The organism is Arthrobacter sp. TE12232, from assembly GCF_054062615.1.
The window spans coordinates 2,026,144-2,052,264 of sequence record NZ_JBSSFK010000001.1; the positions used below are offsets into that span (position 1 = coordinate 2,026,144).

Annotated in this window: 20 protein-coding genes; 6 read left to right on the top strand and 14 right to left on the bottom strand. The window is 65.4% G+C overall.

Annotated features, from left to right (window positions below):
• From uxaC to ACVWZ7_RS08975, 10 genes are all read right to left on the bottom strand, one after another.
• Nucleotides 1–1,428: a glucuronate isomerase gene (gene uxaC, locus ACVWZ7_RS08930; RefSeq protein WP_456507631.1), complete on the bottom strand. Its 1,428-nt coding sequence runs from the start codon at nucleotides 1,426–1,428 to the stop codon at nucleotides 1–3.
• 194 nt (nucleotides 1,429–1,622) lie between these two features.
• Nucleotides 1,623–2,687: a LacI family DNA-binding transcriptional regulator gene (locus tag ACVWZ7_RS08935; protein WP_456507632.1), complete on the bottom strand. Its 1,065-nt coding sequence runs from the start codon at nucleotides 2,685–2,687 to the stop codon at nucleotides 1,623–1,625.
• Nucleotides 2,688–2,788: 101 nt separating this feature from the next.
• Nucleotides 2,789–3,955: a Gfo/Idh/MocA family protein gene (locus tag ACVWZ7_RS08940; RefSeq protein WP_344361052.1), complete on the bottom strand. Its 1,167-nt coding sequence runs from the start codon at nucleotides 3,953–3,955 to the stop codon at nucleotides 2,789–2,791.
• Between the two features lie 18 nt (nucleotides 3,956–3,973).
• A complete protein-coding gene (locus tag ACVWZ7_RS08945) occupies nucleotides 3,974–4,843 on the bottom strand; it encodes a sugar phosphate isomerase/epimerase family protein (RefSeq protein WP_456507633.1) in 870 nt (289 codons plus the stop codon).
• A gap of 101 nt (nucleotides 4,844–4,944) precedes the next feature.
• Entirely contained in the window at nucleotides 4,945–5,820 is an 876-nt protein-coding gene (locus ACVWZ7_RS08950; RefSeq protein WP_456507634.1) for an ATP-binding cassette domain-containing protein, read from the bottom strand.
• Nucleotides 5,817–7,703, bottom strand: a complete 1,887-nt coding sequence (locus ACVWZ7_RS08955) for a dipeptide/oligopeptide/nickel ABC transporter permease/ATP-binding protein (protein WP_456507635.1) — start codon at nucleotides 7,701–7,703, stop codon at nucleotides 5,817–5,819. The genes ACVWZ7_RS08950 and ACVWZ7_RS08955 overlap by 4 nt, the downstream gene beginning before the upstream one ends.
• Nucleotides 7,700–8,641 (bottom strand): ABC transporter permease, encoded by a 942-nt coding sequence (locus ACVWZ7_RS08960; RefSeq protein WP_344361061.1) that lies wholly within the window; start codon nucleotides 8,639–8,641, stop codon nucleotides 7,700–7,702. Before ACVWZ7_RS08960 ends, ACVWZ7_RS08955 begins: the two co-directional genes overlap by 4 nt.
• Nucleotides 8,642–8,647: 6 nt before the next feature.
• On the bottom strand, nucleotides 8,648–10,177 hold the full coding sequence (locus tag ACVWZ7_RS08965) for an ABC transporter substrate-binding protein (RefSeq protein ID WP_344361063.1): 1,530 nt from the start codon (nucleotides 10,175–10,177) through the stop codon (nucleotides 8,648–8,650).
• 288 nt (nucleotides 10,178–10,465) lie between these two features.
• Nucleotides 10,466–11,473, bottom strand: a complete 1,008-nt coding sequence (locus tag ACVWZ7_RS08970) for a Gfo/Idh/MocA family protein (protein WP_344361066.1) — start codon at nucleotides 11,471–11,473, stop codon at nucleotides 10,466–10,468.
• A gap of 71 nt (nucleotides 11,474–11,544) precedes the next feature.
• Entirely contained in the window at nucleotides 11,545–12,396 is an 852-nt protein-coding gene (locus ACVWZ7_RS08975) for a sugar phosphate isomerase/epimerase family protein (RefSeq protein ID WP_344361068.1), read from the bottom strand.
• 300 nt (nucleotides 12,397–12,696) lie between these two features.
• On the opposite strand from ACVWZ7_RS08975, the gene ACVWZ7_RS08980 reads away from it, so the two are divergent.
• Together ACVWZ7_RS08980 and nadE are read left to right on the top strand one after the other, a co-directional pair.
• Nucleotides 12,697–13,719, top strand: coding sequence for a LacI family DNA-binding transcriptional regulator (locus tag ACVWZ7_RS08980; RefSeq protein ID WP_116765614.1), 1,023 nt, complete (start codon nucleotides 12,697–12,699; stop codon nucleotides 13,717–13,719).
• Between the two features lie 233 nt (nucleotides 13,720–13,952).
• Entirely contained in the window at nucleotides 13,953–14,774 is an 822-nt protein-coding gene (nadE, locus tag ACVWZ7_RS08985) for an ammonia-dependent NAD(+) synthetase (RefSeq protein WP_344361072.1), read from the top strand.
• A 79-nt stretch (nucleotides 14,775–14,853) separates the two neighbouring features.
• Here nadE and ACVWZ7_RS08990 read toward each other — a convergent pair whose 3' ends face one another.
• Both ACVWZ7_RS08990 and ACVWZ7_RS08995 read right to left on the bottom strand, forming a co-directional pair.
• Nucleotides 14,854–15,819 (bottom strand): plastocyanin/azurin family copper-binding protein, encoded by a 966-nt coding sequence (locus tag ACVWZ7_RS08990; RefSeq protein ID WP_456507636.1) that lies wholly within the window; start codon nucleotides 15,817–15,819, stop codon nucleotides 14,854–14,856.
• Between the two features lie 332 nt (nucleotides 15,820–16,151).
• Entirely contained in the window at nucleotides 16,152–16,928 is a 777-nt protein-coding gene (locus ACVWZ7_RS08995; protein ID WP_116765611.1) for an IclR family transcriptional regulator, read from the bottom strand.
• 201 nt (nucleotides 16,929–17,129) lie between these two features.
• On the opposite strand from ACVWZ7_RS08995, the gene ACVWZ7_RS09000 reads away from it, so the two are divergent.
• The 4 genes from ACVWZ7_RS09000 (at nucleotide 17,130) to ACVWZ7_RS09015 (ending at nucleotide 22,827) form a co-directional block, all read left to right on the top strand.
• A complete protein-coding gene (locus ACVWZ7_RS09000) occupies nucleotides 17,130–17,870 on the top strand; it encodes a CoA transferase subunit A (RefSeq protein WP_456507637.1) in 741 nt (246 codons plus the stop codon).
• 31 nt (nucleotides 17,871–17,901) lie between these two features.
• Complete coding sequence (locus ACVWZ7_RS09005; RefSeq protein WP_456507638.1) at nucleotides 17,902–18,612, top strand: CoA transferase subunit B; 711 nt, start codon at nucleotides 17,902–17,904, stop codon at nucleotides 18,610–18,612.
• On the top strand, nucleotides 18,609–19,805 hold the full coding sequence (locus ACVWZ7_RS09010) for an acetyl-CoA acetyltransferase (RefSeq protein ID WP_456507639.1): 1,197 nt from the start codon (nucleotides 18,609–18,611) through the stop codon (nucleotides 19,803–19,805). The genes ACVWZ7_RS09005 and ACVWZ7_RS09010 overlap by 4 nt, the downstream gene beginning before the upstream one ends.
• A 211-nt stretch (nucleotides 19,806–20,016) precedes the next feature.
• The gene (locus ACVWZ7_RS09015; RefSeq protein ID WP_456507640.1) at nucleotides 20,017–22,827 is read left to right on the top strand and encodes a LuxR C-terminal-related transcriptional regulator; all 2,811 of its coding nucleotides are present in this window, start codon (nucleotides 20,017–20,019) and stop codon (nucleotides 22,825–22,827) included.
• Nucleotides 22,828–22,838: 11 nt separating this feature from the next.
• Here the strand turns inward: ACVWZ7_RS09015 and ACVWZ7_RS09020 are convergent, their stop codons facing one another.
• Both ACVWZ7_RS09020 and ACVWZ7_RS09025 read right to left on the bottom strand, forming a co-directional pair.
• Nucleotides 22,839–23,660, bottom strand: coding sequence for a hypothetical protein (locus tag ACVWZ7_RS09020; protein WP_456507641.1), 822 nt, complete (start codon nucleotides 23,658–23,660; stop codon nucleotides 22,839–22,841).
• A gap of 123 nt (nucleotides 23,661–23,783) precedes the next feature.
• Entirely contained in the window at nucleotides 23,784–26,114 is a 2,331-nt protein-coding gene (locus tag ACVWZ7_RS09025) for a hydantoinase B/oxoprolinase family protein (protein WP_456507642.1), read from the bottom strand.
• Between the last annotated feature and the right edge of the window lie 7 nt (nucleotides 26,115–26,121).

A 26,121-nucleotide genomic window follows, 5' to 3' on the forward strand; every position in this document is an offset into this window, starting at 1 on the left:
TCATAGCTTGAAAACCCTTCGCGGGGAGCCGTCGACGAGGTCGACGATGATGTCGTGGGCGCGGTCCTCGCTGATCCGGTGTTCCGCCACGAGGCGGGCCAGGAAGGAGGCCTCGATCCGGCGGGAAGCATTGTGCCGGGCGGGGATGGAGCAGAAGGCGCGGGTGTCGTCGATGAACCCCGAGGACCGGGAGAACCCTGCGGTTTCGGTCACGGCGGACCGGAACCGCAGCATCGCATCCGGTGCGTCCAGGAACCACCACGGGGCGCCGAGGTACACCGAGGGGTAGAAGCCTGCCAGGGGTGCGAGTTCGCGCGAGTAGACCGTCTCGTCCATGGTGAAGAGCACCAGGTGGAAGTCCTTGCTGTTGCCGAAGTCCTGCAGCACGGGCCGGATGGACTCGGTGTAGTCGATTGCAAAGGGGATGTCATGCCCCGTGTCCGCACCGAACTTGCTGAAGGTCTCCGTGTGATGGTTGCGGAAGGACCCCGGGTGGATGGTCATGACCAGGCCGTCCTCCACCGACATCCGGGCCATCTGGTACATCATGTGGGCCTCGAAGTCTTCGCGCTCGGCGGCACTGGCTTCGCCGGAACGGGCCCGCTCGAAGAGCCGTTCCGCTTCTGCGGCGTCCAGCTTGAGGGTGCGCGGGGTGCGCACGCCGTGGTCGGCCGACACAGCGCCATGCTCCACAAAGTAACGACGCCGGTTCTCGAGGGCGGTGAGGTAGCCGGCAAAGCCGCTGCCGCCGTCGCCCGCTGCCGCGATGAGGCGTTCAACGTTGCCGCCCCAGGCGGGGTTGGCCGGGTTCAGGTAGGCGTCGGGCCGGAAAGTCGGGAGCACGCGGCCATGGAAGGTGGCATCCCCTGCCAGGGCCTTGTGGGCCGCCAGGTCATCCAGGGGATCGTCCGTGGTGGCCAGGACCTCGATGTTAAAGTCCTTGAAAAGCTGGCGGGGGCGGAAATCCGCCTCCTGGAGCCGGGCGGAGATGGCGTCGTAGGAGGCATCTGCGGTGGCGGCGCTGATCTCCTGGTCCAGGCCAAAGACGCTGTGGAACTGGTCGCGCAGCCAGTAACCCGAGGCGGTGCCCTCGAAGAGCGGCCATGCCTCGCAGAACGCACGCCACACGCTGCGCGATTCCGGTGCCGCGGCGGACGGGTCCGTCTGGGCGCCGGCCTGCGCGCGCAGCTGTTCGAGCGGCACACCGCTGGCGTGGATCAGGCGGGTGACGTAGTGGTCCGGGCTGACCAGCAACGCCGCCGGATCGGGGAAGGGCGTGTTCTGCTCGAGCACGGCGGCATCGACGTGTCCGTGCGGGGAGATGATCGGAAGGTCCTGGACCCGGCCCAGGAGATCGCGGGCGATGCTTCGCGTTCCGGGATCCGCGGGCAGGAGCCGGTCTGGGTGGGCAGAAATCGACTGTGACATAGCTCAATGGTCGTCCCGCCCCTGCCGCTTGTCAACCGGTTGCCAAAAATTGCCAAAGGATTCCACGGGGCGTTTTCCGCGCCTAGTACGGATCCCCGCGGCGGAAACGGACGTCCGCTGCCAGGATCCCGGCCGCGGATTTCCAAAAGTGGCGCGGCATGCAGAAAGGGCAGCGGATTGCGAGGCGTCGGCGCCTACTTGGCCGCGATCAGCCTGCCGCTGGAACCGCGCAGCACGAGCTCGGTTTCCACCCGCAGCGTCTCCGGGGTTTCCGCGCCGGTGCCGGCGAGGTGGTCCAGGAGGATCGTTGCCGCGCCGGACCCGCATTCGCCCAGCGGGGAGCGCACGGTGGTCAGGGGCGGGGTGGTGAAATCCGCCCCGAAGATATCGTCAAAGCCCACGATGCTGATCTGGTCCGGGACCATGAGTCCGGCGGCCTGGAGTTCCCGCATCAGGCCGATGGCCAGGAGGTCGTTGTACGTCAGCACGGCCGTCGCGCCGCTGGCCAGGACCTCGCGCGCGGACTGCCGGCCGCCGTCGACCGTTGGCTTGCTGGATTCGAGCCGCACGGCTTCCAATCTGGACCATTCACAGGCGGAGCGGACTCCGTCCCAGCGCTGCGTGGACATCCAGGACTGGGACGGCCCGGCCACGTAGGCGACCTTTTTGTGCCCGTTCGCGGCCAGGCTGCGGACGGCCTCGCTGATCCCCTTGTTGACGTCCGGGACGACGCACGGCACACCGTCGACCTCGCGATTGATGACCACCACGGGCTTGTCGCGGGCGAGGGCGCGGATGTCGTCGTCGTCCATGCGCGGGCTGGCGAGGATGAGCCCGTCCACGGTGGCCATCATCCGCCGGGCCGTTGTCAGCTCGGTGACGGCGGACTCGGCCGAATCCGCGAGGACCAGGGTGTAGTCGCGGGCGGTGGCAGTGGCGCCGGCGCCGCGGATGATGTCGAAGAACGTGGGGTTCGTGATGTCGGCGACGATCAGGCCGAAGGTGCTGGTCCGTCCCGTGGGCAAGGCACGCGCGAACGGGTTCACGTGGTAGTTGAGCTCGGCCGCGGCGTCCTCGATGAGTTTCTGCGTCTTGGCGCTGACCCGCCCCGGCTTGCTGAGGGCCCGTGACACCGTGGACGGGTTGACTCCGGCGACCCTGGCGATGTCGTAGATGGTGGCGCTGGATTTCCCGTCCCGGGCGTGCTTCTTGACCGGTGCTGGTGTTGCGGCAACGTCGGGCTTCGCGGGTTCAGTCACCGCCCCATCCTACCGATGAAACCGGGCCCAAGTAGCTCGCAGCAGGGGCCGTTTTGAGCCCGCATAACGGCCCCTGCTGCGAGTCAGTTGGGCTGGGTGCACTAGGCGCGCTCGGGGAACTTCCCTTCCCCGGCGATCCGCTTGTTGAGCTCGGTGAGGAACTCGTCCTCGTCGAAGTCCAGGCCCACTTCGCGGCCCGTCCAGCTGGAGAGGTGGATGGCGTTGGCCAGCCGGACACCCTTGATGCCGTCCGAGCCCGGCGCCAGCAACGGGGTGCCGTCCAGGATGTTGGCGGCGAAGTTTTCCAGGACACCCGCGTGCTGGGCGCCCCAGACGGACTCGAACTCGATGACCTCGGTGCTGTAGTACGCCTCAGGGTTCAGCTCGCCCATGAAGAGCTTCCGGACGTCATCCATGTCCATGCCGTCACTGAGTTCCCGCTCCGGCTTGTGCAGGCGGGTCACGGTGGCCGTTTTGGAGTTTTCGACCACGATCTTGCCCTGGTCGCCCAGGATTTCGAAGCGGTCGGTGCCCACGAGGTCGTGTGTCGCCGTGACGAAGACGCCGGTGGCGCCGTTGCCGTAGTCCACCACTGCGGTCACCTCGTCCTCGACGGCGATGTCACGGCGGAAGCCGTAGGCAACCTTGGAGTAGACAGACTTCGGCACGCCACAGATCCACTGCCACAGATCCAACTGGTGCGGCGCCTGGTTGACCAGCACGCCGCCGCCTTCGCCGCCCCAGGTTGCCCGCCATTCGCTTGAGTTGTAGTAGCCCTGCGGCCGCCACCAGTTGGTGATGATCCAGTTGGTTCGGCGGATCGCGCCGATTTCGCCGTTGTCGACGATTTCCTTGAGCTTCTGGTACAGCGGGTTATTGCGCTGGTTGAACATGATCGCGAAGGACAGTTCCGGCTTGCCGGCGGCAAACTCGTTGAGCTCCTTGACCTGCTTGGTGTAGACGCCGGCGGGCTTCTCCACGAGGGCATGGATGCCGCGCTTGAGCGTCTCGATGCCCATCTCCGGGTGCAGGAAGTGCGGCACGCAGGTGACGACGGCGTCGACGTCGCCGCTGTCCAGCATGGCGATGTAGTCCTCGTAGAACGGAACGTCCGGGTATGTTGCCGAAGCACGTTCCTTCTTCGCCGGATCAATGTCGCAGATGGCGCCGATCACCATATTCGGGACCAGTCCGTCCGCGATGAACTTCGCGTACATGCCGCCCTGCTGGCCCAGGCCGATGATGCCGAGGCGTACTTTCTTACCCATGTGGGGGTTCTCCCTAATCTAGAAAAGGTTCGAGTGGCCCATGGCCACGAGGTTGTCGTAGGAGGTCTGCAGCGCGTCCCACACCGTGCGCCCATAGAGTTCGTCCTGCTCCACGAGCAGGTAACGGGCGCCGGCGGCCTGCGCGGCCGGGATGATGGCGAGGAAATCCAGGTTGCCCTCGCCCACTTCGGCGAACTGGACCACATCCTTGAAATCGGCCATGAAGCCCTTGAAGTCCCCGGTTTCCAGGAAACCAAAGGCGCGCTCGGGCAGCTGGCCGATCCGGTAATCCTTCAGGTGCACCATGGCCGTGCGCCCGGCATACTTTTCCAAGGTGCGGACCGGGTCCAGGCCGCCGCGCTGGACCCAGTGGACATCGATTTCCAGGCCCATGGCCGGTGAGTTGGCGGCGATGATGTCCAACATGGAGGTGCCGTCAAACTTCGCGAACTCGATGTGGTGGTTGTGGTAATACAGGCCGATCCCGTGCCCGGCCAGTCGCTCGGCGTATTCGTTGGCCTGCTTGGCGAAGTCCACCACGGCGCCGATCGACTTCATGGCCGGGAACGGCAGCATGCCGATCCGCAGGAGCTTGGCGTCAAGACGCTGTGCGTCCTCGACAATCTTGTCGAAGTGGTCCTTCAGGGAATCGGCGGCCATGCCCTTGGGGGTTTCCATGGCCACCGAGAGGGCGGCCACGTCCATGCCGAGCTCGGTCTGCGCGCGGTCCAGTTCCACCACGTTCTCCGGCGTCATGGGGATCTGGGAGACCTCGACGGCGTTGTAGCCGATTGCGTTGACCTTCCGGAGCGTCTCGAACGCCCCGAGTTCGGCAAAGCTGTCCTTCAGCATCATCGCCTGCACGCCAATTCTGGCTGTTGTTGTCACGCCTGTTCCTCCATTGCCTGCCGGATCCTCGAAGAGAATCCGGCCGTTGTGTTCGTTTGCCGTTGTGTTCGTTTGTTGTGGTCTTTGCCTGAAGCGGCCCCTCAGGCGGGGACGCCCGCTTGTTCGTGCTGCATCCGCTGCGCTTCGAGCAGGCGGTGCCGGTCCGCGCGGCGCTGTTCCTGGCGGTCCGGGTCCGGGACCGGGGACGCGAGCAGCAGCCGCTGGGTGTAGGGGTGGTCGGGGTCGGTGGTGACGACGCCGGCCGGGCCTTGTTCGACGATCTCGCCGTGGTACATCACGGCGACGCGGTGGCTGATGTGCCGGACGACGTCGAGGTCGTGCGAGACGAAGAGGTAGGACACGCCGGTGTCCTTCTGGATCTGCAGGAACAGGTCCAGCACCCGGGCCTGGGTGGAGAGGTCCAGCGCGCTGACGGGCTCATCGCAGACAATCAGCTTCGGCGAGAGTGCCAGGGCCCGTGCGATCGCCACGCGCTGGCGCTGCCCGCCGCTGAATTCGCGCGGCAGCCGGTTGATGGCATCGGAGGGCAGGCCCACCTGGTCCAGGAGTTCCTTCACGCGCTTCTTGGCCTGCGCGGCTTCCATGCCCTGCACGCCCAGTGGTTCGGCGAGGATGTCGCCGATTTCCAGTGCGGGGTTCAGCGAGGTGTACGGATCCTGGAAGACCACCTGTAGCTCCCGGCTCAGGACCCGCCGGTCCTTGCGGGTGGCGTGGCTGATGTCCTTGCCTTCGAAGCTGATCTTCCCGGCGGTCACCGGGGCCAGCCCCAGGATGGCGCGGCCCAGGGTGGTCTTGCCGGACCCGGACTCTCCCACCAGTCCCAGGGTTTCGCCCCGGCCGATGGAGATGTTGATGTCCGTCAGGGCGCGGAAGGGCTTGGCCCGGAACTTCTTGTTGGGGTACTCCACCACGAGCTGCTCTACGGTGAGCAGCGGCGTGTTCTCCACGGTGCTCATGCGACGGGCTCCTTCTGCAGGGTGGAAACGAGCGTGGACATGGGTTCCTTGCCTTCGAGCATCGACGCCAAAAGCGTTTGTGTATAGGGTTCCTGCGGATTGCGGAGGATGTCGCGGACGGATCCTTCCTCCACGAGCCGGCCGTTCTGCATGACGGCCACGCGGTCGCAGAGGTCCGCCACCACACCGAAGTTGTGGGTCACCAGGATGACGCCGATGTTCAGGCGCTGCTGGAGTTCGCGCAGCAGGTCCAGGACGTCCGCCTGCACCGTGACATCCAGGGCCGTGGTGGGCTCATCGGCGATCACGAGGTCCGGTTCGCAGCTGATGGCTCCGGCGATCAGCACGCGCTGGGCCATGCCCCCCGAAACTTCGTGCGGGTAGGCGTTGAAGGTCCGGTCCGGGTTGGCGATGCCGACGTCCGTGAGCAGTTTCAGGGCCCGTTTCCTGGCCTCGGCCTTGGAGATCCCGAGGACGCGCACCATGGGCGTCACCAGCTGGTAGCCGATGGTGAAGGCAGGGTCCAGGTTGCTCATGGGCTCCTGTGGAATATAGGAAATCCGTTTACCGCGCAGCTTGGACAGCCGCTCCTGGCTGACCCGTTCATCGCCCGGGGCAACGGTGTAGTCGCCGTCGAACTGGATGGAGCCGCCCACAATGCGCGCGTTGTCCGGCAGCAGCCCCAGGATGGAGAAGGCGGTCTGGGACTTGCCCGAGCCCGATTCGCCCACAATCCCCAGGATCTCCCCGCGGTCCACGTGGAAGGAGACGTCGTCAACGACTTTCTTGATGGAACCGTCTGCCTGGGGGTACCCGACGCCGAGATTGGTCACCTTGACCAGGTGGTGCTCGGTTCCGGCGACGACGGTGGCCACCGGCTTCCGGGACGTCCGCACGGCGGCGGGTGCCGCCGTCGTGCCTTCCGGCGCGGCCTTCTTCTTGCGGTGGTTGATCTTCTCGCCGTCTTCCAGGGCGTCGCGGAGGGCGTTGCCGAGCAGAACCAGGCCGCCGATGGTCAGCGCCATGGCCAGTGCCGGCCAGAAGAGCAGGGTCGGGTTCAGGTAGACGTTCTTGAAGCCCTCGGAGAGCATGACGCCCCAGGTCGCCTTGGTGGGGTCGCCAAGGCCCAAGAACTCCAGGCCGGACTGGATGGCGATGGCCACGCCGGCAATCGCCGCGGTCTGGATGATGATGGGGGCCCGGACCACGGAGAAGATGTGGCGGGCGATGATGCTGAGGTCCGACAGCCCGGAGACCCGTGCGGCGTCAACATAGAGCTCGTTGCGCACCGACTGCACGGCCGTGCGGGTCAGCCGGAAATAGGACGGGCTGATCAGGACGCCGAAGGCGATCATGGACATCCACACCGAGGGGCCGAAGGCAGCACGGATGGTCAGTAGGACGATGAGGCCGGGAAGGCTCATGAGGATGCCGACCACCCAGTTGGAGGCTGCCTCGAACTTCCCGGCGTAGTAGCCGGCGATCAGACCGGCCGGCAGGCCGATGGCAATGGCCACGCCCGCGCAGAGCAGGGCGGAAAGCAGCGTCAGCTGCGCCCCAAACAGAAGCCGGCTCCAGACATCGCGCCCGGCGCTGTCCGTTCCGAGTATGTTCACGGAGTCCGGAGCGGCGAGGGTCTTGGCAATATTGGCGTAGTTCTGGTCAAAGGGCGCCAGGACCGGCGCCAGGATGGCCAGGACCGCGATCACCGTCAGGATCGCGATGGCAGCGATCCCCAGCGGGTTCCTGAACAGGCGGCGAATGACGGCGGAGCGGACGACGGTGCCGCTCTGACCTGCGCCGGCCTGCCCTGCGCCGGCCTGAACCGGCGGGGCGGCCGGGGCCGGGGCGGCGGCAGCCGCAGTTTCTAAAGAATCGCTCATGACACACGCACCTTCGGGTTGAGCCAGCCATTAAGAATGTCCACCAGCAGGTTCACCACGATGACGACGACCACCGTGTACATCACGACGCCCATCACCACCGGAAGATCCGACTGGCCGGTGGCGGCGACTGCCAGCGGGCCCATGCCGGGCAGGGCGAAGATCTGCTCAATGATCACGACGCCGCCCAGCATGCCGATCAGCTGGAGGCTCAGCACGGTGAGTCCGGCGGGGGCGGCACTGCGCAGGACGTGCTTGAAGAGAATCTCGCGTTCGCTGATGCCCCGGCTGCGCAGGGTGCGGACGTAGTCCCGCTCGAGTTGTTTGATGACGGCGCTACGGATCTGCTGCGCGCCTCCGGTGACGCCGTTGATCAGCAAGGCGATCACGGGAAGTGCCATGGAATAGACCCACGCGTCGGGTCCGGAGTCAGGCGAGATGGTGCTGGTGGCCGGGAAGAGGCCCAGCTGGATGGCCAGGAGGGTGACCAGGATGACGCCGATCACGAACCCCGGAACGGAGTCGCCGATGATGGCGCCAACCTGGACCACCCGGTCCACCCAGCCGCGCTTGACGGCAGCAAGGACGCCAATGAGGGCGGCGCAGATTGCGATCAGGATCATTGCGGCGAAGACCATGGTCATGGTCACCGGGATCCGGCTGGCCAGGGAGTTGGCCACCGGTTCCGAGCTGAACCAGGAGGCTCCGAGGTTTCCGCTCAAGGCATCGGTCACCCAGGCGAGGTAGCGGGCCACCAGGGGCTGGTCCAGTCCGAGCTCGTGTTCTTTCATCGCCACCTGCTCAGCGGTGGCCTGGTCACCCAGGATGTTCCTGGCGATGCTCCCGCTGGAGATGTACAGCAGGAAGAAGGTGAGCGCCGAGACAACACCCAGCACCACCAGCCCGCTGCCCAGCCTTTTCGCAATGAACCTGATCATGGCGTCCTACTTGGCGGGTGAGTAGTTGTAGATGGACGGAACGGCCTGCTGGATCTGCGGGGTCACGTTCACCTTGGCGTTGTGGTAGTACATCTGGTTGACCCGGAACAGCGGCGCGAACCACGCCTGCTCCACCACATACTTGTTGACGTCCTGGGCCAGCTTCCCGACATCGGCGCCGCCGTTGCGCACGGCGTCAATCTTGGCGTCGAGCTCCGGCGTCGCGTTCTTGAACGGGTTGTAGAGCCCCTTGGTGGAGACGATCTGGTTGATGGCAACCGTCGGCTCACCCTGGAAGAGCGAGAAGTACATGGTGGTGAACTTCTGGGAAGCCACATCGGACGTGAAGGTGTTGGTCAGCGCGGCGCCCACCTTGAGGGTGATGCCCACGTCTGCCAGCTGCTGCTGGACGACGGAAATCTGGGTTTCGAACCCGGGGACGCTCGGGACTTCCAGGGTGACGCCGTTTTCGTAGCCGGCGTCCTTCAGGAGCTGCTTGGCCTTGGCGGGATCGTAGGTGTAGTAGTTCTCCAGCGCCGGGGTCCAGGCCCCGCTGGCCTTGCCAAACGGCTGCGAGGTCGGCGTGCCCTGTCCCAGCATGACCTGGTCCAAGATGGTCTTGCGGTCGAAGGCGTAGTTGATGGCCTGGCGGACCCTGACGTCCTTCAGCGCCGGGTTCTTGGCACCGTCACGGTCCATCAGGAGCAGCCCCTGCCAGTCAACCTCGTTGGCGGCCAGCTGCATCTTGGCGCCCTCGGCCTGCTTGCCGGTCTTGGGGTCCAGTAGGGTGGCGTCCACCTGGCCGGACACCAGGGCGTTGGTGCGGGCGGTGAGATCGGTCAGGATCTTGAAGGTCAGCTTGGAGTACTTCTGCAGATCCTTGTTCCAGTAATCCTTGCGTGCCGTGAAGACCGTCTGGGAATCCTTGACGGACGCGGCCTTGTCCATCACGTAAGGTCCGGAGCCGACCGGTTCGGTCTTGATGCCCTCGGTGCCGAGCGCCTTGGGGCTGCCCATCAGGCCGGCGGCCTGGCTGAGGAAGTATTCCAGGGCCGGGTCCGGGGTAGTGAGGTTGATGTCAATGGTGTCGGCGTCCACAACCGTCACATCCTGAACGGAGGACAGCTGCGCCATCTGCGGGCCGTTGGCCGTCTTGAAGTGGTCGATGTTGGCCTTGGCGGCCTCGGCGTCGAACCTGGCGCCGTCGCTGAAGGTGACGTCCGTGCGCAGGTCCACCGTCAGTTTGGTGTTGGTCGCGTTGTATTTCCAGTCCGTCGCCAGCATGGGGCTGAGCTTTCCGTCCGGTTCCCGCAGGATCAGCGTGTCATAGACCGCCTGGTACGGCTGGAGAAGGTGGCCCACGTGCGCCTGGGCGGGATCCCAGGACCGGACGTCCTGGATGGTGCCCAGCGTCAGGGACGTGGCGGGGGTGCCGGCGGCCGCGCCGCCGGCCGCAGCGCCGCCGCCACAGGCTGTGAGCGCGAGGGACGCGCTGAGGATGAGGGCAGCTGCTGCTGCCTTGGGACCGAACTTCATTGTTGGCTCCTATCGCTTGACGAGGTCCGTGTCACCGGACGCTTGCTGCGGCACTGTGGCCTGGACCACAGTGCCGCTTGTGGGTTCAGCGTACGTTGGGTTGCCATATCTGGCAACCGGTTGTCATTAACTTTCGGCTTTGTTGCTTTACAACGCGTTTGAAGGCGCAGCACGACGGCGGAATGGCGCCACTTAGCGGGCATGCGGGGGCGCTCCGGAGCTCTTGGGGACCGGCGGTTCCGGGTAGGAGCCCGCGGCCCGCGCCGGGGCGCTCCGGGCGCCCTCTGCTTAGGAGACCTTGGCCTCGGAGCCGGGGTAGGACTGCCGGTACAGTTCCTTCACGATCCGCAGCGACTTCGCCCCTTCGGCGGCGTCAATCCAGAACGGGCCCGGTTGCGCCAGCCCGGCATAGAAGTCCGCGATCAGCAAGGCATGCGAGACGCCCCAGTAGGAGCGCCCGCCCGAGCCGATGGCGCGTTCGCGCACCACCTCGCTGCGCCCGTCGGCGTACGTCACCGTCAGGTCACCGCGCAGGCTCAGTGCTGCCGTTTCGGTGCTGATATCCAGGGTGACGGGTGCGTTGACCGCGTTGGCGAGGGTGGCATAGAAGACGCTACGCGCGCCGTTGCTGTGGAGGGCGGCGAACTCCGCCGTGTCCTCCACCTCGATGGCTTCTGCGAGGGCGCGGGTCGAGGCGCTGCCGGAGAGCGACACGATGTCCCCCACCAGCCATTGCAGCAGGTCAACGGTGTGGATGGCCTGGTTCATCATGAGGCCTCCGCCGCCACCGCCCCAGCTTCCGCGCCAGGGCCGGCTGAGGTAGTAGTCGGCGTCACGGTGCCACATGACGGTGGCCGAGGCCCCCAGCACGTTGCCCAGCCCACCGGAGTCCAGCAGCCGCCGCATTTCCTGCACCGGGGCGTTGTAGCGGTTTTGGAAGCACAGGCCAATGCGGGCCGTGCTTTCCGCGGCAGCGGCCAGTAGCCGCTCGCCCTCGGCCAGGGTGTGCGCCAGGGGTTTTTCGAGCACCACGTGGATGCCGCGGCGCAGGCAGTCGATGGCGATCGCAGCATGCTCGTGATGCGGGGTGGTGATGTGCACGACGTCCGGGGCGGCCGCCTCCAGCATGTCGCGGTAGTCCTCGAACGCCGGGACCCCGTGAGCCGCCTGCGCCGTGGCGCGGCGCTCCGGATCCGTGTCGCAGACGGCCACCAGTTCGGCGTCGTCCATCCCGGCAAGCGCGTCAAAGTGAACGATCGACACGTCGCCGCAGCCGATGATTGCCGCCTTTGGCATCCGTAGCTCCCTCATTCATCTAGTGCTTCATCCATTGGCTGATTCATTCGTTGGGTGCTGCTGCGCTCCTGCTAGATGAGGTCGATGTGGTTTGTCGCGGCCAGCCCGGCGAAGGCGCGCGCCGCGGAACCGAAGGCAACCGGGCCGGAGAATCCGCCCAGTTCATGGGCGCTGGCCAGGTGCGGCTCCAAGGAGGCGAAACCGCGGTAGCCGTCGGCTTTCAGGGCCGCGACGGTTTCCTTCAATTCGCCGTCGCCCTCCCCGGCCGGGACCACTTCGCCGGTTCCCGCCAGCGCATCCTTGACTTGGAAGTATTCCAGGTAGGGGCGCAGCATGGCGTAGCCGTCGGTGAACGGCTTGACGCCGACCTGGACGAAGTTCGCATTGTCCCAGGCGAGGCGCAGGGACGGCGAATCGACGGACTTCATGATGTCCAGCACCCGCTCGGGCGTATCGCCGTAAATGCCCTTTTCGTTCTCATGCAGAAGCACGACGCCGGCCTCCGCGGCGAGCGCCGCCAGCGCCGCCATGCGGGTCATCACGTCCTCGCGGATCTCTTCCTGGCTCTGTCCCTCGGCCCGGTAGAAGGAGAAGATACGGATGTACTTGGTGTCCAGCGTCTTGGCGGCCTCAATAATCCGGCGCAGCCGCTGCACTTCATGCTCAACCGGAAGGGACACCTCCACCTTGCCGATGGGGCTGGCGACGGCGGAGACCTTCAGGCCCTTGGCGTCCAGAACCGCTTTGAGTTCGACGAGCTGCTCCGCCGAAAGCTCGGAAACGTTGGTTCCCCAGGCGCTGCGCACCTCAATGTGCTTGGCGCCGATCGCCAACAGCACTGCCGCCTGGACCTCGGGATTGGGGTCAACCTCGTCGCCAAAGCCGGAGAGGGTGAAGCTGGTTGATGCTGACGCTGTTGTCAATTTGGGCTCCCGATTCAAGTGCCCCGCCACCGGGGCAGGGTGAGTCAGTTCACAGTGATGGTCTCGATGCGAGTCTAACCGGACTGCCAATTCTTGACAACCGATTGCCAAACGTTTGCAACTGTGCCATTCTTTGTTCACGACGCCCCCATAGCACGGCTCACTCGGCACGGTTACCCAGCAACGCGCGCCGTGATCCGCGCCTGGTGGTTTCCGGCAGATTTCCTTGTGTGCTCAAAAACCTAATGCGCGGAAACCCGAACATCACTGCCCAGAGACACTTGCTCAGAGAGGAGCCCCGTGTCGACGCATCCGGACCAGGCCGAGCGGCCCGCAACCATCCATGACATTGCAGCGCTCTGCGGCGTGGCGGCCTCCACCGTTTCCCGGGCGCTCTCGACGCCGGAGCGGGTCAACGTCCGGACCCGCGCGCGGATCGAGGAAGCGGCCGCCATGCTCAACTACACACCCAACAGCCAGGCCAAGGCACTCAGTTCCGGCCGCACCGGCGCCGTAGGGGTCCTGGTACCCGACATCACCAACCCCTTCTACTTCGATCTCATCCGCGGCACGCAGCTCCAGCTCAAGGCCGCCGGGTACACCCAGCTGCTGGTGGACACGGAGGAATCCGATGAGGTGGAAGCCAGCGCCATGGAGCAGCTCCGCAAGGGGGCCGACGGCATCATCGTGGCCGCCTCCCGGCTCAGCGACGAGGTCCTCCTGGCGGCGGCGGCGAAGATCCCGGTGGTTGCGGTCAACCGCGACGTTCCCGGAGTGCCCGCAGTCATCATCGACACCCCCTCCGCGACCAGCCAGGCACTGGACCACCTGATCTCGCTGGGGCACACCCGGGTGGCCTATGTGGCAGGTCCCGTGTCGTCGCAGTCCAGCGAACGGCGGTGGACGGCCTTGTCCGAGGCGGCCGAGGCGCGCGGCGTGGAGGCCCATCGGCTCGGGCCCTTCGCCCCGACAACACAGTCCGGCGCCGCCGCCGCGGATGCCGCCGTGCACAGCCGGGTCAGCGCCTGCATCGCTTTCAACGACCTCATTGCCATCGGGATGCTCCAGCGGCTGCGCGAGCGCGGGATCCGCGTCCCGGAGGACATGAGCATTGTGGGCTGCGACGACATCTTCGGCGCGGACTTCTGCAATCCGCCGCTGACCACCATGGCCTCCCCCATCGAGCAGGCCGGCCGGGTGGCCGTGTCCATGCTGCTGGCCCGGTTGAATCCCCTGGCCGGCGGAGCACGACGCAGCCGCTCGGTCATGCCCACCCACTTGACGGTGCGCGGTTCCACCGGCCCGGCTCCGCAGGATCGATAAGCAAGGCCGGCGATCGACGGCGCCGGAGCCGCACGGCATTCGTGGTTTTCGCGCCGCTTCCGGACGCGTGCACCGATTCCGGCAGTGCGCACCGGGGATCCGCGTGGCGGTTGTCCGAAAGCGCAGCGGCGGTCCGGCAAAGCCGCGCAATTCCGACCCCGGTGCGGCGCCTGACCCGCCGTCCCGGCTGCAACAGTTGAGCGTGGTTGACACCGCTGACTAGGCTGTGAGGCATGCGTGAACTCCAGGCGAAGATCATCGAAGAAATGGGCGTGCAGCCCCGGATCGACCCGGCCGGGGAGGTGCGCAAACGCGTGACGTTCCTGAAGGAATACCTGACGGCCACCCACACCAAGGGGTTTGTCCTGGGCATCTCGGGCGGCCTGGACTCCTCCCTGGCCGGGCGGCTGGCCCAGCTGGCGGTCGAGGAGCTTGAGTCCGAGGGCGTCGAGGCGAATTTCGTAGCCGTCCGGCTCCCCTACGGCGTCCAGCACGACGAGGACGATGCCCAGGCGGCCCTGGACTTCGTGCGCGCCAAGACCGAGTGGACGTTCAACATTTCGGCCGCGGTGGACGGCTTCGAGGACGAGTTCGAGAAGACGGTCGGCACCGGGATTTCCGACTTCCACAAGGGCAACACCAAGGCCAGGACCCGGATGATCGCCCAGTACGCCCTGGCCGGCGAGCACAATTACCTTGTGATCGGCACAGACCACGGTGCCGAATCCGTCACCGGATTCTTCACCAAGTACGGCGACGGCGGGGCCGACATCCTGCCGCTGTTCGGGCTCAACAAGCGCCAGAACCGCGCGCTGCTGGCCGAACTCGGCGCGCCGGCCCGGATCTGGGAAAAAATCCCGACGGCGGACCTTCTGGACGGGACGCCCGGCCGCACGGATGAGGATGAACTCGGCCTGAGCTACGACCTGATCGATGACTACCTCGAGGGCCGCGAAGTGCCGGACGCCGTTGCCGAGCGGATCGAGGGAATGTACCTGCGGACCCGCCACAAGCGCACGGTTCCGGTCACGATTTTCGATACTTGGTGGAAGTAGCCGGCACCCCCAAGGGCTGATGCGGCGCCGGCAGTCACCTGCCGGCGCCGCAGAATCCAGTCTGCCCTATTCCGGCCCCCTACTCCCGGACTTCGACGGTGCCCACCATGCCCATGAAGTCATGCAGGGCGCAGATGTACTTGAACTCGCCGGCCGAATGGAAGGTCACGGTGAAGTGGCTGCCTGGCGGCATCAGCCCGGAGCTCAGGTCCCCGCCGGTGAAGTGAGCGGGGTCGCCGAGCGGCGCGAAGATGTTGGCCGGTTCCTTGCCGAACGTGACGGTGTGCGGGGCTCCCATGCCGTTGTTCACGAATGTCACGCTTTCACCGACCTTGATGCTGATTTCCTGGTGCACAAACCGCATCACCATGGAGGTCCCGTTGTCCGTGCCGGCGATGACCGTGTGGTTGGTGGCTTGGTCGCGGGCCGCGTCCCAGGACTTGTGTCCGTCGCGCAGGATGCGCTGTTCCTGTTTCTTGGCGTGGCGGTCGTACTGCGACTGCGTGTACGGGTAGTCAGTTCCTGCGTCCCGGACATGGACCATGCCTTTCATGGCCATCCCGTGCACCAAACAGTAGTACGTGAATTCACCGGTGTGCGGGAATTTCAGTGTGTACTTCGCGGCTTCCTTAAAACCGCTATTGGACACGTTGGACATGACTCCGGAGCTGAAATATGAGTGCCCGTCGTAGACGTTGCTGCCCTGTTTAGAGATCTCTTGCGGATCCGTGGGGTTGAACGGCTGTGTGGATTCCAGTGATTGGCCGGCGGCCAGGAACGTGACGGTGTGGATCTCGGCGGAGTTGGCCTTCCACGTCACCTTGTCGCCGGCGTTGATGTAAATATGCTCGGGCAGGAATGCCATGCCTTGAATCGCCTGGTCTTCGGATTCGGACCCGACCTGCACGGTCCACGTTCTTGACGGCTTGCTGCCGGTCGCCTGGGCGGCGCCGCTGAGTGCCAGAGGCAGCACCAGTGCCATCCCGGCAGCTATCAGGAGGCGCACAAGGCGCGGCATTGCATGTATTGCGGGGTGAGGAGCCATACGACTCACTCCTTTGGGGGGATTCCAAATGTACGGCCGGGGACCGGCCTGGTGTTCGTTTCACGGCCGACGTCGACCACGGCGCCGGCCGGCGCCGGCGGAGGGCGCGTCCGCCGGACCGTTCCTCCCCGGGACCCCGTGGCGGGGTCGGGGAGTACGGCCGCCGGACCGTGCCCGCTGGCCGGGCACTGGCGATCATATCGGTGCGGGTAACCTCAGCTCACAGAGCGGCAGCTGAAGTCTCCGGATGCAGTTATCATCGTGCTCCGCGGCCCTTGTTTTGTCGAGGCGTCCGGGCCGGCCCATAAAGCACAGCGACACTCCGATGGGTCCTAGCGGGTGCCTTGCAGCTGCGTCGAGATGCGGTGGGCCTCGTCCATGAGCAGCCGTCCCAGCTGCGGGCGACGGTCTTCCCGGAAGCGCGGCTCGATGCCCGTCAGGGAAAGGGCCCATGCGGGGCGGCCCCGCTGGTCGAAGACCGCCGCACCCATCCCCCAGCTTCCTTCCAGGATCAGCCCCGGGTTGACCGCATAGCCGGCCTGCCGCGTGGCTTCGAGGTTCTCACGGACAAGCGCTTCCGTGTGCCCGGCCGCGAAACTGCCCGCGTGGGCTGGCCAATCCGAGAGCAGTTCCTCCTGCTCTTCCGCCGGCAGGAACGCCATGATGGCGGTGCCCGCGGAGGCGACGCCGAGCGGAAACCGCACGCCCTCGTGCAGCACGAAGGACCGGACCGGGAAACTTCCTTCCTCCCGGAGCAGGCAGACCGTTTCGTTGCCGCGGCGGATGGAAAAGAAGGCGCTCTCGCCAGTCTCCTCGGCGAGGCGGCGGAGGCTGGGCCGGGCGATGTCCTCAAGCGGGAAACGGGCCGAGGCCACGGACCCCAGCAGCAAGATCTCCGGACCCAGCACCCAGTTGCCGCCCTGCGGGTCCTGGTCCAGCAGGCCCTCGGACGCCAGAGACGAAAGCAGCCGGTGCACGGTGGGCCGGGTGAGCCCGGATTCCCTGACGAGTTCCACGAGCGGGGAGCCTTCCGGTTTTCTTCCGACTATGCGCAGCAGCGACGCGACGCGGCTGACGACTTGTGCGCCCTGGACAGGTAATGAAGACATGTTCTTTCCTCGGATTTTGCGTTAGACCCACTCAAACTATCCATATTGTGGACGCTCACCAGTGTACCGTCCACACTGTAAAAACGGCATGGATGAGGCCAAAATCATCCATTGACAGCCGTCATTTCGGCACCGTAGGCTCCAACAGCAGGGTAACGGTCCACAAAGTGGATTGCGTCAAGAGCTCAATGAGGAGATGCGATGTCAAAGGTGAAATCCGGAGCGGCCGCGGCGCTGCAGGACGTACTGCGGGACGGCATGACGCTCGCCGTCGGAGGCTTTGGCCTCAGCGGCATCCCGGCTGACCTGATCGAGGCGGTGCGCGATTCGGGCGTCAAAAACCTCACCGTGGTGTCCAACAACATGGGCGTGGACGGCAAGGGCCTCGGCATCCTGATCGAAGCCGGACAGGTCCGCAAGGTGATCGCCTCCTACGTCGGGGAAAACAAACTGTTCGCCGAGCAGTACCTGGCCGGCAAACTGGAGGTGGAGTTCACCCCGCAGGGCACACTTGCGGAGCGCCTCCGTGCCGGCGGCGCCGGCATCCCGGCCTTCTACACGAAGACCGGCGTGGGCACCCTCGTCGCCGAGGGCAAGCCGCTCGCCGAGTTCGACGGCGAAACATATGTTCAGGAACGCGCCATCAAGGCCGATGTCGCCCTGGTGCACGCGCACACCGCTGACACCGACGGCAACCTGATCTACCGCTACACCGCGCAGAACTTCAACCCGGTGGTGGCCACGGCCGGCGCCGTGACTGTCGCCGAAGCCGAGGTGATCGTGGAGCCCGGCCAGCTGGACCCGAACCACATCGTCACCCCAGGCGTGTTCGTCCAGCGCCTCGTCCAGGCCAGCGCCCGCGTCAAGGACATCGAACAGCGGACCGTCCGTCCCCGCACTGTAGCTGCCGAAACCGCCGAAGCCACATCCGTGCCGGCCTGAGCGCCGCCCTACTTTCTTCAGGAGAACCATCATGGCTTGGACCCGGAATGAAATGGCTGCCATCGCGGCCGAAGAATTGAACGACGGCGACTACGTCAACCTTGGCATCGGCATCCCCACGCTGGTGGCCAACAACCTGCCCGAGGGCGTCCGCGTTGTCCTGCAGAGCGAGAACGGGCTGCTCGGCATGGGCCCGTTCCCCTATGAGGGCGACGAAGACGCGGACCTCATCAACGCCGGCAAGCAGACCGTCACCGTCCTGCCCGGCGGCAGCATCTTCGACTCCGCCACATCCTTTGGCATGATCCGCGGCGGCCACGTCAAGGTCGCGATCCTGGGCGCCATGCAGGTCTCCGGGAACGGCGACCTCGCCAACTGGACCATCCCCGGCAAGATGGTCAAGGGCATGGGCGGCGCCATGGACCTCGTCGCCGGCACCCCGCGCGTCGTGGTCCTCACGGAGCACAACACCAAGGACGGCACCGCGAAGATCGTCAAGGAATGCACCCTGCCGCTCACCGGGCTCAGTTGCGTGGACCGCATCATCAGCGACCTCGCGGTGTTTGACCTTGTGAAGAATGAACAAGAAACAGGCGGCGGGCGGCGGCTCACGCTCACCCGCCTCGCCCCCGGCGTCACGGTGGAAGAAATTCGCTCGAAGACCGAAGCCGACTTCGACGTCGCGCCCGAAGCACTTGAAGTAACCGAAGAGACAACAGCATTCGAAGGAGCCACGGCATGAGCCTCAAAGACCAGTTCGGCAAGGACGTCCTGCTCACCGGCTGGGGCCACAGCCGCTTCGGCAAACTCACCGACGAGACCCTCGAGTCCCTCATCGTCCAGGTCGCCACCGAGGCGATCGGCAACGCCGGGATCGAGCCCGGCCAGATCGACGAGATCTACCTGGGCCAGTTCAACTCCGGCATGATGCCGCTGGCCTTCCCGTCCTCGCTGGCACTCCAGGTCTCGGACCAGCTCGCCAACGTCCCCTCCACCAGGGTTGAGAACGCCTGTGCCTCCGGCTCGGCCGCGTTCCAGCAAGGCACCAAGTCCCTCCTGGCCGGCACCGCCAAGACCGTCCTGGTGATCGGCGCCGAAAAGATGACCCAGGCCGGGGCCGACGTCGTGGGCGCGGCCCTGCTCGGCGCCGACTACGACATGGCCGGCAAGACCTCCACCACCGGGTTCACCGGACTCTTCGCCGAGGTCGCCAAGCACTACGAGAAGCGCTACGGGGACGGCAACGGAAAGCTCGGCGACGCCCTTGGCACCATCGCAGCCAAGAACCACCGCAACGGCGTGGACAACCCCTACGCCCAGCTCCGCAAGGACCTCGGCGAGGAGTTCTGCCGCACCGTCTCGGACAAGAACCCGATGGTGGCCGATCCGTTGCGGCGCACCGACTGCTCCCCCGTGTCCGACGGCGCCGCCGCCGTCGTCCTCAGCGTCGCCCCGACCGGGGGCGCCACCGCGCCGGTGCGGCTCGCCGGGTTCGGCCAGGCCAACGACTTCTTCCCGGCCGAGCGCCGGGATCCCACCGAATTCGCCGCCACCCGGGTCTCCTGGCAGCGCGCCCTGGGGATGGCCGGCGTCGGCCTGGAGGACCTCGACTTCGCGGAAGTCCACGACTGCTTCACCATCGCCGAGCTGTTGATGTACGAGGCCATGGGACTGACCGAACGCGGCCAGGGCGCCCGGGCCCTCGAGGAAGGCTGGGTCTTCAAGGACGGCAAGCTTCCCGTCAACGTCTCGGGCGGCCTCAAGGCCAAGGGCCACCCGGTCGGCGCCACCGGCGTCTCGCAGCACGTCATCGCCGCCATGCAGCTCACCGGCACCGCCGGCGCCATGCAGTTGGCCAGCCCGCGTCGCGCCGCGGTGCAGAACATGGGCGGGGTCGGCATCGCCAACTACGTCAGCGTCCTCGAAGCCGTCTAAGAAGAACCAACGCGGGGTCAGATGCAGCCCATTCCTCATGTCTGGATGGACCACATCTGACCCCGCGTTGCTTGTGGTGGGGGCGCCGGGGGCAGGAATCCGCGGGAAGGGGCGGCCGCTGGTCACCGCTGTCTTTGATGCCGCGGTTCCCATAGGATTTCAGAGGGCTAAATGCATTCCCGGCGACCGCCGGACCACAAGGAGGTGGCGGATGCCGACAGGACCACCCAGTGCGTCAAGCAAGTTCCGCGCGCCCGAGCCTGTTGGCCAGTGGGTTCACCGTGCGCGGCTGACCGAGATGCTCCACTCGGACCGGAAACGGCGGCTCGCGTTGATCCACGCCCCGGCCGGTTTTGGCAAGTCGACCCTTGCCGCCCAATGGATGGAAAGCCTCGCGTCCCAGGGGCTCGTCACCGTCTGGTTGTCCTTGGACCGGGACGACAACAACACCATCTGGTTCCTTTCCCATCTGCTCCAGGCAATCCGCAAAGCCCGGCCCGGACTCGAGGAGGAGCTGCAGCAATTGCTGGAGGAGCGCCCCGACGACGCTGAGCAATACGTGGTTCCCGCCCTCATCAACGCCATCGATGAGGGCGGCGAGGACATCGTCATCACGCTGGATGACTGGCATCTGGTCACGGAGCCCAGAACCAGGGCGGTAGTGGAACGGCTGCTCGATGCCGGCGGCTCACGTCTGTCCTTCATCATCACCAGCCGCACCCGCTCAGGCCTGCCACTGGGCCGGCTTATGGTGCGGGACCAGCTGCTCGAAGTGGACGCGGTCGCACTGAGGTTCGATGAAAACGAATCCCAGGACTTCCTGGTCGGCATCAACCGGCTCGATCTGGATGCGGGAGACGTGGCCAGCCTCCACCGGACGACTGAGGGCTGGATCGCCGCGCTGCAACTGGTCTCCCTGTCACTCAGGGACCACCGCGAGGCCTCAGAACTGATCGAACGGCTCTCCGGCAGGCACGCCTCGATCGGTGAATATCTGGCCGAAAACGTCCTCGACACCCTCGACCCCGAAACGCTGGATTTCCTGCTGACGACGTCGGTTCCGGAACGGCTGTGTGCGGGGCTTGCGTCCGCCCTCTCGGGAGTCGAACTGGGCCAGGCGATGCTGGAGAAGATCCAGGCGCAGGATCTTTTCCTGCAGCCCCTCGACGAGGACGGAACGTGGTACCGCTATCACCACCTGTTTGAGGACTACCTGCGCCGACGTCTGGAGCGGGATTACCCGGGCCGGACCAAGGAACTGAACCTGATCGCTGCCCGCTGGTATTCGGAAAACGGATTCCCCAGCGACGCGGTGGACCATGCCCTCGCCGCCGGGGACGTTGAGCTCGCGGTGGAGATCGTCGAATTCCGCGCCATGTGGCTAGTGGAACACTCCAGCATGTCGACCCTGTTGGCTCTCGTCGGCAAGATCCCGGCTGACCATGTGGCCGGGCAAGCCCGGCTCCAGACGGCGATAGCCTGGGCCCATACCCTGCTTCACCAATCCGCAGCGGCGCAGAGTGCCTTGGACCGGGCTGAAGCAGTGATGCCCGCCGATGCGACCCTGACCGAACACGACCGCTTTGAACTGGGCGTCGAAGGGCTCGTTGTGCAGAGTTGCATCGACATGTATGGCGACAGAGTAAACCACGTGGATGAACTGGACGAGAAGTGCTTCGCCCAGGCGGATCTGCTCCGGCCCTGGATCGTGTCGGTGGCAGCGAACGTCTCCACGTTCAAGAAGATCCACGACGGCGATTACCCTCTCGCTTTGGAACAACAGCGCTGGGCCGCGAAGTTCCACGGTCTCACCTCGGGGCCCTTCAGTGGCGTGTACGGACAGTGTTTCGCGGGGCTTGCCGCCTACGCCCTGCTCGATCTGGACAGCGTGGACCAGCACTTCACCGCGGCTGTGGAACTCGGCCGGCGCAAGGCCGGGCGATACTCGCACGCGGCGCGGCTGGCGGGAGCAATGATGGGCCAGCTCCTCTATGAACGCGGCGAACTCGACAAGGCCGAGAAGTTACTGGAGGAAACCCGCGAGCTGGGCTCCGAAGGCGGGGTGGTTGACTTCATGTTGTCCACATACGGGACGCTGGCAAGAATAAAAGCACTTCGGGGGGACACTCCGCGGGCCCGGGAAATACTCGATGAAGGCGATCTGGTGGCCGACAGCCTCGGCCTGGACCGGCTCAAATTGGTCATGAATCTGGAACGCGTGCAGTTGGGCATCAGCCCCCGGACCATCGACGCCGAACCCCACAATGCCGTGCTGGGCGCGGCAGTTGCCCAAGAAGCGGCGGACACTACCGGGCCACGGCTGGAAGGGCTGGCCGAGGCCAGGCACCAGATCCAGCTGGCCACGCAGCTGCGGTCCGCCATGGCTGACGCCGAGCACGAGGGACCGGCCTCCCCCAGGCCACTGGCCACGGTGGAAGGCGCCCGCCGCCTGCTTTCACGGGCCGCAGCCTATTTGGGGCCGAGGGCGGAGCTAAATGCCCGTATCCTGCTGGCGGCCGCTCTGGAACAGGCGGGGAACCGTGAGGAAGCCGAAACGACGCTCTGGCCTGCACTCGAGACGTGTTGCCGGCTGGGCCTGGTCCGGCCCGTCCTCGATGGCGGCTCAGGCTGCCTGGATCTGGTGCGCGCCACCTCGGCCAGGCTGCGGCGGGAGCCCGGCCCGGAGGTGAGGAGCCACGAGTTACCGCGTTTCCTCAGTATCCTCATCCGGCTGGATTCCCAGGCCAAGACGAACCGTGATGCCCGGTGGTCTGCAGAGGCCGTCTCTCCCCCCACGGGCGCGGGCACCACCGTTCCGGAACCGGGCTTGTCGCAGCGCGAACAGATGATCCTGCGTCTTGTCGAGAAGGAAAGGTCCAACCGCGAAATCGCCCAGGAGCTGCATCTGGGCATCAACACCGTCAAGTGGTATCTCAAGAGCCTGTTCAACACTCTCGGCGTCAGTGACCGAAGGGCCTGCGTCATAGAGGCCCGACGGCGGCATCTGCTCCCGCCGAAGTAACCCGACGTCAGTTACCCCAGGGTTTCCAGTCTGGCCAGCACGCCCTCCGGCGATGCGGCGCTGGGGATCTCGCCCAGGTAGAAGTCCCCGGCCGGGAGTTCCGCATCCGACCCCAGCCAGAACCCTGCAGGAATATAGGCGCCAACCGCGGCGTCCCCGTGCAGACGCGCCTGATCGTCGTCGAGCTGCCCCAGCGTCCAACGGTAGTTGCCGGCCAGATTGGCAATCGGAGTGTAGGTCTCCAGCGGAACGTGCACGCCGCGGGAGGCACCGGCAGAGGTTCGGTTGTCCAGCAAGAGTCCCGCGACGGGCAGCCCCGCGAACGCCCGCAGCCAGTCGCTGACATACATGGAGGCATTCTCGGCGTTGTCGGCGTCGAGGGCGCTGGTATCGTCCGCGCCCGAAAAGTGGTGCGTGTCCGTGAGCCACATCATCGGCGACGGGATGCGAAGCACCACAGGCTGGCGGGCTGTCTTGGCGAACAAGGTAACGAAGTCCAGCACCGCCCGGTTGAGGTCCTCGTCGCCCAGCAAAGTCCTCAGCGCGAACCCTGTCCGGGATCTGGCCGCCATGCCGGTCTCAAGCCTGGTGTTGCCGGCGGTCAAATGACCGTACAGCCGGTCCAGGTCCAGGAGCGCCACGTCCGGCCGGAGCAGCCCCTGTGCCTGGGCGAAGAAAGCGGCATACGCCGTGGCGTTGTCCCACGGGACGGGACGGCCACGAAGAATCACGGAAGCTGCGTACTCGTGGTGGTCGAACACCATGGCTTTCGGCCGCCCCGACGGAGGGGAGGCAACAACGTTGGCGAGGGTGGTGGCGGTGGAAGTGGTCATGACGTCTTTCTCCATACTTTGGCTGATATAGGCCTTAAGCGCCGCACCGTCCTGGCTGGGGAGGATGCGGCGCTGAAGGCTTCTGGGGTTGCTGTGTCGCAGCCCGGGACGTGCCGTAACGGGCTAGGACTTACGGTGGACAACTTCCCCGTGCTTCTGCTCGAGCTCGCGGATTCGGTCCTCCAGGGCGCTGATCTTCACTTCCCTGCGATCCGGAAGCATGATCAGCGGCAGCTTGTCGATGGTCGCCTTGACCCGTTCCGGTCCGTTATTCGTGAAGTGCGTGGCGGTGAGCTCCTCCGTGTCGTCGCCCCAGGACCCGTAGTAGAGCAGGTCCTTCGGGGGCTCGGTTTTCACGTAGCCCTCAAGGAACTCCTTGTACGGCTTGCCGCGGGCGATCCGGGCCTGCCGTGAGTCGTGGCGCTGCCGGGTGGTTGCCTCCTGGTCCACCACAAACGTTTCAGGATCCCAGACGACGCCGTAGATGCTGGTGGCGACCTTCGGTGAAATGCGGCCGAGTTCCAGATCCTTGGCCACTGCTTCCGGATCACGTTCCAGAACGTCGCCGTACCCGCCGCCGGAGCCTTGGGCGATCATGTACATCTCGCCGTCCTTGGCGACGTCGAACTGCAACCCCATATGGGAAGTGGTGTATTTACCGCCCTCGTAGGGCTGCTCGTTCATGATGCGCTCCATGGACAAATCGAATTTGCTGGAGTCCTTGCGGATGACGTCGTAGATGTTGATGCCCTTCACCATGGCCAGCGGTGTCGTGCTGCAGCCGTAGCCGCCGAACATTCCCGTGACGGACGAGAACTTGGATCCCGAGGTAACGGTCATGAAGCCCCACATCGGCGTTCCCTCGGCGGCGACGATCATCTCATAGCCCATGCCGCCGCTGTTCTTGCCGAAGCCCTGGTTGTCGCGGACGATCCGCTTGCTGACCAACTGCATGAAAGGAACTTCCTCTTCCATGACTTCCTGTTCGGCAGTGTCAGCCATGGCACAGAACAGCGGTGAGACAGCGTCTTCACCGTCACGGAATGCCTTGGCACCCCCACCCATGCCGTTGAGGTCGGCACACAGGTTTCCTACCTGGTCGCCGTGCTGGGTCAGGCCTCCCCACAGGAAGGTGTTGATCTGGTTGAACCACGGAGCCAGGACATTGGAGAACTTCTCCGGGTTGGAGAACTGCATCTTGGCGAAAGCTGTTTGCAGGGCCGAGAATCCTCGGAACGACGCCTGCAGCGATTGCCCCATCGGAGCATCGTAACCAGCGTCTGCCCACGTGTGTTCATCCGAGATGATGTCGATAGGAGACATCGCCGAGGTGCAGCGGGGCAGGTCAGGCCACCAGAACGCCAGGATTGCCTGCATCATCATCGATTTGACCGAGCACAGCGGGGAGTTAATGGCCCGGTTGAGGATTTCGGGACCCGTGCCCCTCAGGTCCACCGTCATTTTGTCACCCTTGACCGTCACCTTGCAGGCGAACTTGATCAGGATGTTCTCCTTGAGCGTGGAGTCCATGAACTGGTTAAAGGACACGGTCCCGTCCGGCAGTTCACTGATGCGGCGCTTGACTTCCTGCTCCACGTCTTCAACGGTGACCCGCAGGGCAGCGACGAAGGTCTCCACTCCCACTTCGTCGATGATGCTGTCGACGCGTTCCTGGATGCGCTGGACGGCGCCGATCTTGACCTTGAGGTCAGCCAGTTGCAGCTTGGGGTCGCGAACCGAGTGCTGCAGGAATGTCAGCAGGTCCCGGCGCAGATCTCCCTTCTCGACGATCTTGAACGGGGACATCCGGAGTCCGTCGTCGAACGGGGTCTCGGAACCTGACGGCATTCCGCCGGGCTCGCAGGCCCCGTTCTCGCCTTCGTGGATGGTCGCGGCGACCCAGGCAATGATCTTTCCCTCGCGGAAGATCGGCATGATCATGGACTGGTCCGTGTTGTGGACGTTTCCGTACCGGGCATCATTGTGGATGAACCCATCGCCGGGGTTGATCCCCACCGTCGGCTCGTCCTTCCAATACTTCATGATGTAGCGGATCGGGTGATGCAGGATCGCCGAGAACGCGATCACGCCGTGGCAGGACAGGTAGGTGACATCCCCTTCGGCGGTGTAGATCGCCGTCGTCAGGTCCCCCCATTTGGCGCCGGGAGCGGCACCCATGGCCTCGCACATTTCGTAGCCCTCATCCAGGGCGCCGGCCAGACGCTTGCGGATGCGGTCTACCTTGATGGGGTCCACGCCCTTGGAGATGCACTCTTCCTCGTAGGCGGAGCGGGACGTGATCTGGTGGCTTCGCATGATGGCCGGGTCCGGGCCGAGAAAGAGGGTTGTTTCGTCCATGAATTGGTCCACCCACTGCTGCTCCTGGGCAGTCAGCGGCTGGGAAGCGTCGTCGGCTTCGCCGGACGTGCTGGGTTCATTTGCTGTAAGCGTCATTGCTGTC